The 12802-nt window shown below is 48.9% G+C and carries 7 protein-coding genes; 3 read left to right on the top strand and 4 right to left on the bottom strand.

Annotated features, from left to right (window positions below; translation table 11 throughout):
• Together L0156_00745 and L0156_00750 are read left to right on the top strand one after the other, a co-directional pair.
• Positions 1-320: hypothetical protein (locus L0156_00745; protein ID MCI0601519.1), on the top strand; the 320-nt coding region annotated here is incomplete at its 5' end.
• A 26-nt stretch (positions 321-346) separates the two neighbouring features.
• Entirely contained in the window at positions 347-832 is a 486-nt protein-coding gene (locus L0156_00750) for an FHA domain-containing protein (GenBank protein MCI0601520.1), read from the top strand.
• Between the two features lie 5 nt (positions 833-837).
• Here the strand turns inward: L0156_00750 and L0156_00755 are convergent, their stop codons facing one another.
• The 3 genes from L0156_00755 to L0156_00765 all read right to left on the bottom strand — a co-directional run bounded on the left by L0156_00755 (position 838) and on the right by L0156_00765 (position 6456).
• Positions 838-2664 (bottom strand): response regulator, encoded by a 1827-nt coding sequence (locus tag L0156_00755; protein ID MCI0601521.1) that lies wholly within the window; start codon positions 2662-2664, stop codon positions 838-840.
• 193 nt (positions 2665-2857) lie between these two features.
• Positions 2858-5206 carry a protein kinase gene (locus L0156_00760; protein MCI0601522.1) on the bottom strand — a complete coding sequence of 783 codons (2349 nt, stop codon included), beginning with the start codon at positions 5204-5206 and terminating at the stop codon, positions 2858-2860.
• A gap of 2 nt (positions 5207-5208) precedes the next feature.
• Positions 5209-6456, bottom strand: coding sequence for a M48 family metallopeptidase (locus L0156_00765; protein ID MCI0601523.1), 1248 nt, complete (start codon positions 6454-6456; stop codon positions 5209-5211).
• Between the two features lie 111 nt (positions 6457-6567).
• Here L0156_00765 and L0156_00770 point away from each other — a divergent pair, with 111 nt between their 5' ends.
• Complete coding sequence (locus tag L0156_00770; GenBank protein ID MCI0601524.1) at positions 6568-9777, top strand: amidohydrolase family protein; 3210 nt, start codon at positions 6568-6570, stop codon at positions 9775-9777.
• A 222-nt stretch (positions 9778-9999) separates the two neighbouring features.
• Here L0156_00770 and L0156_00775 read toward each other — a convergent pair whose 3' ends face one another.
• Positions 10000-12762: a hypothetical protein gene (locus tag L0156_00775; GenBank protein MCI0601525.1), complete on the bottom strand. Its 2763-nt coding sequence runs from the start codon at positions 12760-12762 to the stop codon at positions 10000-10002.
• Between the last annotated feature and the right edge of the window lie 40 nt (positions 12763-12802).

Here is a 12802-nt window from a genome sequence, read left to right on the forward strand (position 1 = left end):
CCACGCTCACCATTTGCTCTATAAACGCTCAAAAACAATTCTTAGGGGTTGAACCCCTCCGATTTTCGCTACGTTTCGCGGACCGCCGGAGTTTTCGGACAATCTCCAGCTTCCAGCTGGCCGAGCTCGAGCTCAAAAAAGCCGGCAAGATGCCGGCGCTACAAAATCCAGACAAGCTTCTGCCGATTTTTTCACAGCTTCTCTCTGGGCTGCTGGCTCGCAGACTTGCTGGCTTCGTTGCTCGCTCGTTACTTCGCGCCTTGCCATCAAGCCTGCGAGCCAGCAGCATATGTCATCATATTTATGGGAAGGGACACTAAGTGAGCCATAGAGGTATAATGAAAATATGCTTGTTCAGTGTGGATGCGGCGCTAAGTACCGGTATGACGAACGGAAATTTCGTGGTGCGCAACAGAAAAGGTTAGATTGTCCGAAATGCGGACAGGTCATCGTGGTTAACAATCCGGAGCTATTCAGCACCAAAATGCATAACGAAGTTCTTGACGCCAGTTTGACCCGACTGAAAAAGCCCACATTCACCTTGAGCGTCTTGAGAGGCATGACTGGGGGGATGGTCATCCCGTTAGATAGGCCGCGATTCACAATTGGACGACTTGGTGCAGATATCGAAATCGATGATCCGGAAGCTTCGCGAGTCCACGCCGAACTTAGAATTCAGGACAACAACGTGATTCTGCACGATCTGAATAGCAGCAACGGCACATTCGTAAATGGGAAACGGATTACTGAAATCGTGCTGCAGGACGATACAGAATTTCGTATTGGCCAAACTCGGTTCGAATTGCATAAAGTATTACTTACATTTGATTGACCGACTTACTTGCTGCTTTTCTTATCCAGCCAGTGATGAATTTTCGCCATCAATCTTTCGAAATCAATCGGTTTTGTATCGTAATCATCGCAGCCTGCGTTTAGTGCGTTTTGTTTGTCATCGGGCATAGCATGGGCAGTCAACGCGATAATTGGAATATTCCTGGAAAACGGGTTAGTCTTCAAATGCCCGCTTGCCTCAAAACCGTTCATTAAGGGGAGGCTGATATCCATGAGCACCAAATCCGGCTGCTCCTCAATTATTTTTTTTATGCCTTCCTCAGCGTTTGTCGCGGAAGAAACATCAAAGCCCCGCTTCTGCAATCTTCGGCTCAGCATATCCCTGTTCTCTTCATTATCTTCAACCAAAAACACGCGTCCCAATTTGATTTTCGGCGTGCTATCCAATACGCGATGGGGCAACTTTGGGACGGGACCGGATGGCGGTTCAATCAGAGAACGAATCAATGCCGCTTGCAACGCGGGGTCGGATAGATCTTTGTCAATACTTCCTTTGAGTCTTCTTAGCCGATCAGAGAATTCGCTAACAGAAGGAAAGCGGTCCTGGCGATCTTTTGCCATTGCCTTTTTCATGATGTGATCGAACTCTAGAGGAATATCGGGGCGAACTTTGCTCGGTGGAATCAACTCGGCTGTAGCAATGTCATGCATCACAGAAAGAGCGCTGGGTCCCTGAAAGGGTAAGCTTCCCGTTGCAGCCTGGTAAAGCACAGATCCAAGGGACCAGATATCAGATCGAGAATCGACGTCTTCCCCTCGTGTCTGTTCCGGCGACATGTAAGAAACAGTGCCTACCGGTACACCGACAGCGCTTAGATCTTTTGTGAATTGAAAGTTCTTGTCATCGGAAGGTAAAAACGGTTTTGCTAGGCCGAAGTCCAGCAGTTTGACCTGCCCACGCGGAGAAATCATGACATTGGCCGGTTTGATGTCACGATGGACCAATCCTGCGACGTGCGCGGCATTGAGAGCATCCGCAACCTGGATGCCGATATCGAGCACTTTGAGTAGTTCCATCGGCCCATTCTGCAAGATTTTCCAGAGGCTTTCTCCCGGCACATATTCCATCGCGATGAAACTTAGTTTTTCCGTTTCCTCAATTGAGTAGATGGTCACGATATTCGGATGATTCAGGCTTGACGCAAGGCGAGCTTCCCGGATTAACCGAAGCCGCGCCTTTTCATTCTTGGTCACACGAGGCGGCAGAACTTTGATGGCAACCTGGCGCCCCAGTCTTAAATCTTCGCTGCGATAGATTTGTCCCATTCCGCCTTCGCCAATTTCTTCAAGAATGCGGTAATGCAAAACGATTTCATCAACGGCGAGCGTGCTGAGGTTCAGAAGATCGAACGAATCGTCATTCGGAGGGAAAAAACTGGTGCCCGAGACAGACGAGATTAAAAACGATTTTTGCTGTACGATTCGAATCAGAGCTTTTTTTACAGCATTTAGTATTCCAGAGAGAAAGTTTTTGTCAGAGTAAGCAAACCCATTGGCGCCACATTTTATGTACTCACCAACGAGAGTCTCTTCTGACTGGGGAAGGAATACAATGACGTATGTGGAAGGGGATTTTTGAGCAATTTGATTTACAACATCCAAACAGTTCCCATCCGGAAGGCCGTGTGACAAAAGAACCAGGTCTGGAGTTCGGTCCGAGACGCGGTCAAGCACCTCTGAATAGCGATGCAACACTTCCAGCCGGCATTCCTTGATTTCGGAAAACATCATGTTGACCGCAGAGATGGCATCCGGCTGTGTTTCAACCAGAATCACTTCTAGCTGACCTGTTTCATTCGTTGCCTGATTCAAATTAGAATTTCCTGGTAGGACAAAAAATTCGACCCTTACTGAAAAAGTTCATTGCCGGAGCGTGTCGCAAAAACCCCTGTTGACGTTTGTAATAGCGATTTTAGTCGCTATTCTCATAGCGAATGAATTCGCTACTACGAACTGATTGTACCCTTATTTCACCACAACTTCCGTCACAAAAAAAGAAGAATCTTCATCCAGGAAACTTCATGGCTTCCATGATTTTTTTGAAACGCGGCTCGGAGCGAAGCGAATCCAATCTTGGCTCCACTTTTATGCTGCTCATCTGATAAGACCGCTCCGCCAGAGCTTTTTCGAGCCAATCGATCGACTTCTGTTTCTCTCCCAAACCCAGGTAGATCATCGCGACATCAAAGGGCGATACGTACTCCGCCTGCGACGATCCTACCACTTCCTCCAGAAGATGAAGGGCCTCGGACCGGTTGCCGGACAAAGCAAGCGCGTGAGCCAGCTGAGCTTTTAGCTCCGGTGAATCCGGCATGAGCGTGGACGCTTTGCGGAATGCAATGATCGCGTCCTCATTGCTCTTTTGCTCGTAGACAAATCCGAGATATTGATACGTAATCGGAAAGTTTGGGTCCAGTTCGAGGGTTTTCTTTAATTGAACGATAGCGTCATCGAATCTCCGGCATTGATAGAGCAGGAATCCCAGGTCTGCATTGATGATCAGCGAAAGCGGATCGAGATCGAGCGCGCGCTGTTTCATCGGAATAGCCTCATCGCGCCTTCCCATTTCAGACAGGAAGCTGGCGTACCAGTGAACAGCAATTGCGTAGTTGGGATTGAGCGCGATCGCGCGTTTGTAATTCTTTTCGGCTGCCGGCCAGTCCCAATCATAGTTGTGATTCGTGTGGGCCAGCGCGGCGTACGCCTCAGCGAGAGAACCGTCCAGCTCAATCGCTTTTTGTGCTGCAACGCGAGCTTTCGAGTGTCCCACGGAAGGCGTCAACAGCGCCCACGCGGGCATCAACGTATAACAATCGGCCAGGCCTGCATACGCAAGCGCATAGTTCGGGTCCTTCTGAATTGCCAGCTCAAAGTGTTCGATCGCGCGCCGGAAACCTTCTTCACTTCTCTTGTTCAAGAAGTACCGGCCCTTCAAAAACAAATGATAGGCATCCGTATTTGCGGTGAACTGTCTCGTTACCTTCTGTTGCTGTTCACCCGTAAGTTTGAAACGCAGCTGATATGAAATTTCTTTTGAGATTTCTGATTGCACATCGAGTATATCCTTGCTCTGCCGGTTGTACTGCTCACCCCACATTTGAGCGCCGTCGCGCGCATTCACAAGATTGACACTGATCACCAGATTTTCTTGATGCTCCTGAATGCTGCCCGTAACAACGGCATCAACATTCAGGTCGTCGCCAACATCGCGTGGATCAGCTTCTTTCCGTTTGTAACTGAAAACTGTTCCTCTTGCCAGAACTTTCAGTGTTGGAACCTGCGACAAACTGTTGATGATACTTTCTGTAATTCCATCGCTCAGGTAATCCATCTGAGGATTGTCGTTCATGTTTGTGAACGGCAAAACAGCGATGGAACGGATGTCCTGTTTACCGGTTATGAGCCGCATCAATGAAAAGCCGGCCACGATCAACAAAACTACGATCGCCGCGAAAAGGGTGTGTTTTCTTTTCCATTGGAACTTTTGACCCGGGAATGTGATTTTTGTTGTGCCGGATGGCTGAACAACGGTTTTGAGCTCCGCTCGCAATTCTCCCGCGCTCTGGTAACGGGCAGCAGGATCCTTTTGCAAACACTTTAAAGTGATGTACTCCAGCATAGGAGATACTTCCCGGTTCACTTTCGTAGGAGGCTCCGGTTCAACATGCAAAATGTTTTCGATCATTTCAATCGCATTCTGGCCCTGAAAAGGAAGGCGGCCGGTAGCGAGTTGATATAAGACGGTACCCAGTGAAAAAATATCGGAACGTCCATCAATGGAACGGCCAAGAGCTTGTTCCGGGCTCAGATACTGGACCGTTCCCAACAGGATTCCCGATTGTGTTTGCGGAATCACCGGCTGCAAGAGTCCTTCTTGCGGTTGACGGAGCACTTTTGCAAGTCCGAAGTCCAGGATCTTCAATTGACCCTTTTGGTTCACCATCATGTTCACGGGTTTAATGTCGCGGTGAATCACGCCTTTTGAATGCGCTTCTTCCAGAGCAGAAGCTGCCTGAAATGCGATTTCGAAGATTTCAGGATGAGACAGGGCCCCTTGTTTGATGAGGTCCTGCAGCGTTACTCCTTCGACAAGCTCCATCGCAATGAAATGAACATCGCCGTCATTGCTCAGCTCATAAATGCTTGCGACGTTTGGATGATTGATTGCAGAGGCTGCTTTTGCTTCCTGAATGAATCGTCCCATTCGGTCTGGGTCGAGCGCCAGTTCGCGTGGAAGGATTTTCAACGCCACAATGCGCTCGAGCTTTTGATCCTTTGCTGAATACACTTCGCCCATGCCACCCTGCCCCAATTTCTGGAGGATCGTATAGTGCGAAAGAGTTGGCCCGATCATGATCAAGTTTGCGCGCGACCCATCCGGTCCATTCGCTCAATGCGTTGAGCCAGGGGTGGATGCGAATAATTCAGGAAAACATGCAAAGGGTGCGGTGTCAGGTTAGAAAGATTCTTCACAGATAGTTTCTTCAGTGCGGATATCAAATTTTGTGCATCACCGAGGGTGCTCACGGCGTATTGATCCGCCTGCAACTCGTTGCGGCGAGAGACAACATTCATAACAATGGACGAAACAAACGAAATCGGTTCATACAACATTCCAAAAAATACCAGACCGGCGTAAATCGACCGTTGATCCATATGAAACGCCTCATACAATCCAGGGCTGCTCAAGAATACAGACATCAGATAAAAGAGGACAAATGATTGCAAAATTCCCACAGCCATCATAATGGGAACATGCTTTTTCTGATAGTGCCCGATCTCATGCGCAAGGACGGCCACAACCTCCGGCACAGTTTGTTGTTCCACGAGTGTGTCGAACAACGCAATTCGCTTATTCTTGCCGAATCCAATAAAAAATGCGTTTGCTTTGCTCGAACGTTTGGAAGCATCAACAACGTAAACATCCTTGAAGGCAAAACCGACAGATGCGGCATAGTCCTTGATTGCTTGCTTGAGATCTCCATCCGTGAGCGGCGTAAATTTCAGAAACAACGGCATGATCCACACCGGATAAATGAATTGAACGAACAGTATGTATGCTGTTGCGAAGAACCACGCATACAACCACGCCAGATCTTCGGATGATTCAAAAAACGACAAAAGAACCGCAAGAAGAGGAACTCCCAACAGAATTGCGATCAACAATCCTTTCAGCCGGTCCAGGATGAAAATGCGCAAGGTTGTTCTGTTAAATCCGAATTCTTCTTCGATAACAAACGTTTTGTAAAAGTCGAAAGGCAAGGAGAGCAGGCCTCCGGCAAATCCGAGAAGAAAAATATAACAGATACCGCTTGCAATGGATCCGTATCCCCAGGATCGGACGATTTGATCCAACCAGTTGAATCCTCCGACGAACCAGAAAATCAGAAAAACAGCAAGATGAAAAGTGGTTTCTTTGACGTGGAAACGTGTTGTAACTCTAGTGTACTCCTGAGAACGGGCATACTGTTCGGGATCGTACAAATCGCTGAATTGCGAAGGAGCGTGAGCGTTCAACAAACGAAGGTTGAGCCAAAGGGCGATCATATCGAGCAGAAATTTCCCCACCAAAGTTGCCAGGATAATTACTCCAAAAATATTCATAGCAAGAAATTATAAACGAAGTAGCCCGGACGTCCCGCCTGCGGCGAAAATGATAAGCTATACAAGTTTCCGCAGGCGAGACGCCAGCGCTACTTTGATTAAGGAGTGACCATGAAGAAATTATTCATCTGTCTTTTGGTATTGATAGCATCAATTATTTCCGCAAAAGAAGAGGAAAAGGAAAAAGAAGAAAAACCAAAATGGGACGTAAACAATCCTGCTCCATCCATGAAGGAGATTGCCATCGATACAGAGGAAGGGACGTGGATGAGCGTGGATGTCAGCCCGGATGGAAAACAAATAATTTTTGATTTATTAGGCGACATCTATTCCATTCCTTTTGCAGGGGGGGAGGCGAGAGCATTGACGCAGGGAGTTGCATGGGACATGCAGCCCCGCTTCAGTCCGAACGGCAAGTGGATCGCATTCACAAGCGATCGCGCGGGTGGAGATAACATCTGGATTGTGAAAAGCGATGGATCTTCTCCGCAACAGGTCACCAAAGAAGACTTTCGCCTGCTGAACAACCCTTACTGGTCTCCCGACAGCGAATTTATCGTTGCGCGCAAACATTTTTCTTCAACGCGTTCGCTTGGCGCAGGAGAAATGTGGCTCTATCACCGCTCCGGTGGAGAAGGTGTTCAGCTCACCAAACGACCAAACGAACAGAAAGATGCAGGCGAACCATCATTTTCACCCGATGGAAGATACGTGTATTTCAGTCAGGACACAACACCGGGTCTATTCTTCGAATACAACAAGAATTCCAATACACAGATCTACGTTATCCAGCGACTCGACCGGGAAACAGGCGAGTTACAACCTTACATCACAGGCCCAGGAGGCTCGATCCGGCCGACCCCTTCCCACAACGGTAAGTCGATCGCATTTATTCGCAGAATCAGAGGCAAATCCGTACTGCACATCAATGACATTGAATCAGGAAAAGTAACAACGCTGTTTGATGGACTCGATCGCGACATGCAAGAAGCCTGGGCAATTCACGGAGTATATCCGTCTATGGCATGGACGCCGGATGATTCGGCGATCGTTTTCTGGGCTTCCGGCAAAATCAAGAAAATCGATGTGGCAACAAAAGAGGTCAGTGAAATTCCCTTCCATGTAAAAAGCACGCGCAAGATTCAAAATGCGCTCCGGTTTCCTGTTGCCGTGGCTCCCGAGCAATTTGACGTGCGCATGCTTCGCTGGGTTCAAGTATCTCCGCAGGGAAACCAGGTCGTTTACGAAGCACTCGGTCATCTCTATGTTCGAAACCTGCCGGAAGGAACACCACGCAGAGTGACCACTCAGAATGATCATTTCGAGCTCTGGCCGTCTTTCTCACGCGATGGAAAGTGGATCGTCTATACAACATGGGACGATCAAAATCTCGGCTCCGTGCGCATTGCTCCGGCCGCTGGTGGTGAAGGGAAGGTCATCGTTGCAATATCGGGACACTACATGGAGCCTGTCTTTACTCCCGATGGAACAAAAGTTGTTTATCGCTCTTCCGCCGGCGGAAATCTGACTTCTCCGCAATGGTCGCGCAACGCAGGCATCTACTGGGTTTCAGCAGAGGGAGGCAAATCTACGTTGATTACAAAGAAAGGAGCGAGACCTCATTTCGGCGCGGCCAATGATCGTGTCTATTTGAACAACGCTGAGCCGAATGAAAAACCAAGCCTCCCGGGAAAAAGCGCGCTGTTCAGCGTTGAGCTGGACGGAAGCGATGAACGAATTCACATAAGAACCGAATTTGCGACGGAATTCCAGCTTTCACCGGACGAAAAATGGCTCGCGTTTGTCGAATTGTGGAATGCATATCTAACGCCTTTTGTGAAAAGCGGTGGAACGATAGAGCTTGGTCCCAAAGCAAAATCGATTCCGGTTGCAAAAATCACTCATGATGCGGGTGAATATCTGCACTGGTCCGGCAACAGCCAGAGCTTGCACTGGTCACTCGGCCCGGAATTATACACGCGTGACCTGAAGCAATCCTTTGCTTTTATAGAAGGTGCTCCGGTGAAAATTCCGGATCCGCCAAAAACCGGAACAAACATCGGATTCAAAGAAAAAACGGATGTGCCGTCAGGAAAAGTGGCTCTTGTTGGCGCGAGAATCATCACGATGAAAGGAGAGGAAGTTCTGGAAGACGCCACGATTGTTGTGAATGGAAATCGCATAGAAGCGATCGGCCCAAAAGCGAGCGTGACGGTCCCTTCCGATGGGCATGTTATCGATGTGTCGGGAAAAACGATCATGCCGGGACTTGTCGATGTGCACTGGCACGGTGGAATGGGCGAAGAGGAAGTGCTTCCGGAGCAGAACTGGTACAACTATGCTTCGCTCGCTTTTGGTGTCACTACGATTCACGATCCATCGAATGACAACAGTGAAATCTTTGGGTCCAGTGAATTGGCTCGCGCTGGCAAGATCGTAGCGCCCCGAATTTTTTCAACCGGAACAATTCTTTATGGAGCGGAAGGAGACTTCAAAGCTGTAGTCAACAAACTGGAAGATGCACAATTTCATTTGCGTCGCATGAAAAAAATCGGCGCATTCAGCGTAAAAAGTTACAACCAGCCGAGACGGGAACAGCGCCAGCAAATAATCACCGCGGCACGCGAGCTAAAGATGATGGTGGTCCCGGAAGGTGGCTCTCTGTTCCAGCACAACATGACCATGATCGTGGATGGTCATACCGGCATTGAACACTCGATTCCTGTTGCAAAGATGTATAACGATGGATTTCAACTTTGGATACAAAGCCAAACCGGTTATACACCGACTCTTGTCGTGGGTTATGGTGGTCTGGATGGTGAAAGTTACTGGTACGCAAAAACCAACGTCTGGGAGAATGAACGGCTCCTGACTTTCGTGCCGCGTGAAGTTATTGATAGCCGTTCGCGCCGGCGAACCACTGCGCCTGAAGAAGAATGGAATCATTTCAACAACGCACGGATCGCTGCTGAGCTCTATCGCAAAGGAGTGCTTGTGAATATCGGAGCGCACGGCCAACGGGAGGGGCTGGCGGCTCATTGGGAGATCTGGATGCTCTCGCAAGGCGGGCTAAAACCGCACGAAGCACTGCGTTGTGCCACGTTGAATGGCGCCACATACCTCGGCATGGAAAAAGAAATCGGATCGTTAGAAGTGGGCAAACTCGCAGATTTGATTGTGCTGGATAAAAATCCTCTGGAGGAAATTCGCAACTCGGAAAGCGTGAGATACACAATGGTCAACGGTAGAATTTACGATGCCGCAACCATGAATGAAATCGGGAATCATCCGAAACAACGCGCCCCCTTCTTCTGGCAATAATTGAAGGTAGTGACAGAGCATTTGCCAACGTTTTTTTGTATGAGCCTGTTCTCCTTCAAATGCTCGTAATACCAAGTCCATGCTTTTTGTGCGCAAATGCTCTGCATCTGGCAGATGGAGCAGAGCATTGTCCTGAGGATTAGCGATGTCGGCTATGTCTACAAAACTCAATTGCAGATATAAGTTCAAACCAAAATGTACAGACAATGCTCTGCCACTACGTTAGCGGCTCAAAATGTATTTCCAGTTCAGGATGCCGTTCCAAAGATAACGGTGATCGCCGCGATTCATGTCCCGGTGCATCGGATTGAAATTGAAAACGAGCACGTGCCCTTTTCCGACCGGCATATCCAGAATTGCGGGACGCCCTTCGAGCGCTTCCGGATTCTTTCCGCCCCCGCTGATCACGATCGGCGAAGCAGTTTCACCCGATTCATATGCGGTCGTGCCCCATTGCAACACCACATGCTGAAAATCGTACGGACCATTTAAGCAGGCCATACAATAGGACATAGTCGTCCAACGTCGCGGCGGATCATAAATCGGAAAATTCGAACGCAAAGCGTATGTAACCGTCGGATAACCATATGCAATCGGATGTTCCGGCTGTAGAAACTTTACTCCGATGTGCGCACCCGGAGTTGTAACTCCCTGCAAGTCAGCACGCTTCACAAATCGCACGAAACCACTTTCCAGTGCCAGCGTTGAACCGGAGCCTAGAGTGATGAACAGACCGCCCTCTTCAACGAATTGCTGCAAATGCGCAAGCCCTTTCCAGCCGATGCCGCCTGTGATGTCATCCGATTCTGCCGGTGTTCCGAGGCTTGGATACTTTTCTGTTTTCTTGAACGGGAGTGGTCCTTTTGTTTGATCAATTCCGTGAATTTGCGCCTGAAGATCGAGCAACACATTTCCATACGCAATCACATCGACAAGCTTTTTTAACTGGCCGTTTTTGATGTCATCATCCCGTATGTAGGTGTAAGGAATCTTTTGCGAATCCAGAATGTAACGGATCCAGCCGATCATGTCTGTGTCTGCCCAGGGAACCCAAACTCCAAGCCTTGGCACAGCGGCATCATGTCGCGGCACATCCGGAGCGGAAGCAACCGAGTCGAAATCCAATGCAAGTTCTTCGCTGACCTCTTCCAGCGCAGAACGAATTCCTGATTGCTCTGCAATGATCCAGGAACCGGCAGGATACTCACTCGATCCTGAACGGAATGATTTTTCAGCGATCTCAATCTTGAATCGCGATAAACGATACCGCGCTGAGAGAAGCGCTTCCTGTCCGGAATCATTTAAAATGTAGGTGCTTCCCGTTCCACGAACGGATCCGGACGGATGCACGTCCTGGGCAAGCAATTGGGTTTGTACTTGTTGAATCGCGCCGTCATCGACACGAATCGTTTTGACACCGAAGTTTATGGGAAGGGCCCACGAAATATCATCATAAGGCTCGTACTCAGCGTTTTTCGGGAATTCTTGCGGAAGTAAAAGATCCACAGCATAGTTGCGATACGGCTGATCCAGTCGAACCACAAAGGAACCTGCTGGGAAGGAACCTTCTTTGATCTGAAAATTCTTATTCGCGCGGCCGACTTCAATTCCCTGCGCGCGCAAGCGATTCACCAGTCCCGCCACTCGGCGCCGGTCCTGCTGTTCGGCAGGAATCACAAAAGCATACGGATTTCCTGATTTTCCCTTCTGCCAGGAGTTAAAACTTTTCTTGTAGAAATTGCGTAACAATTCTTCCGCGTGCCGCGCTGAATAGTCCAGAATCGCAAGACATCCTGTTTGGGCGTAGTTGACACCATTGCGGTGGGACCACAAAAATGTTTTTTCCTGCGGAGGGAATGGGCGATACCATTCACGAGTCATATCCGAGGGATCCAGCTTTCTGGTGAGTGTTAGTGGCACCGCATTGCCGAATGTTTCATAGCCACGCCCGATTGCATTGTGATTCATTCCTACGGAATCCATGTAGTGGTGACCAAAACCTTCCCCAAAATTCCAAGTCCACACTCCCGGCATGCCATGACTGCTCATCGCATTCATTTCATGGAAACTCATTTCCAGGAATTCACTTAAGACAATCGGATCCAGATGCGGATTATAGGGTCCTGTTCCGTTCCATGTTTGCAAAAAAGGAATGGCTTCATGAAGGTCGTGAACGACAACGGGATGGTATTCAAAGAAGGCGCGCGCCACGGCCTGCGTGGCTCCCATCGTGAGCTGATGAGCGTCCCGGTTTCCATCCACGTAAACGTATTTGCCCCAGTAAGGTGGAGATTGGCGCGGCAGTGTATCGTATTCCGTCTTCCCGGCAATGTGCTGATAGAACCATTCGGAGAGTTTATCCCGGCCATCCGGATTCGAAATCGGATTGATCAACACAACGACCTTTTCTCGAATGTTCTGGATCATCGGTTGATCCGAAACCGCAAGCCGGTAAACAAGCTCTAAAGACATGTCAGGACTGATCGATTCATCCGCGTGAATCGCAGCGTTCAAAAAGTAAAACGGTCTTGCTTTTTGAATGATCGCTTCCGCTTGTTCCGGTGAGGTTTTGCGCGGATCCGCCAGAGCAGCAGAGGCGTTTTTCAGATTTTGCAAATCGCGAATTCCGGCTTCATCGGCGATGGCGACCAGAAGTATCTCCCTACCCTCTTCAGTTTTCCCAATCACTTCCACATGAACACGCTCCGAAGAATCATCCAGCTTTCGCATGTAACCGTAGATCTGCTTCGAGTTCGTAAATTTTCCCGCAGCCCCTGCGATGTGTCCGAGAAAATCGGAAGGAGAAGGAACGGAAGTTGATTCCGGGACATACGAAACCCAGGGACTGCCGTAGCGCGGATCCGTAGTTTCACTCTTGATGGCTTCGATCGAGCCCGACTCCGGCGTATCAGGATCGTAGAAATTTCCAGCAAAGGAATACGTTAAAGAGAAAATGAAGAGAGTGAGTAGATATTTGTACTTCATAAACAAACTTTAACGTAAAGTTATCCAAACTTGTAGGGGC

This window comes from bacterium (genome assembly GCA_022616075.1).
GTDB lineage: Bacteria > Acidobacteriota > HRBIN11 > JAKEFK01 > JAKEFK01 > JAKEFK01.

Coding starts and splice junctions, on each gene's coding strand:
- L0156_00765 (MCI0601523.1), bottom strand. CDS start 6,456: ATGAATATTTTTGGAGTAATTATCCTGGCAACTTTGGTGGGGAAATTT.
- L0156_00770 (MCI0601524.1), top strand. CDS start 6,568: ATGAAGAAATTATTCATCTGTCTTTTGGTATTGATAGCATCAATTATT.
- L0156_00750 (MCI0601520.1), top strand. CDS start 347: ATGCTTGTTCAGTGTGGATGCGGCGCTAAGTACCGGTATGACGAACGG.
- L0156_00775 (MCI0601525.1), bottom strand. CDS start 12,762: ATGAAGTACAAATATCTACTCACTCTCTTCATTTTCTCTTTAACGTAT.
- L0156_00760 (MCI0601522.1), bottom strand. CDS start 5,206: ATGATCGGGCCAACTCTTTCGCACTATACGATCCTCCAGAAATTGGGG.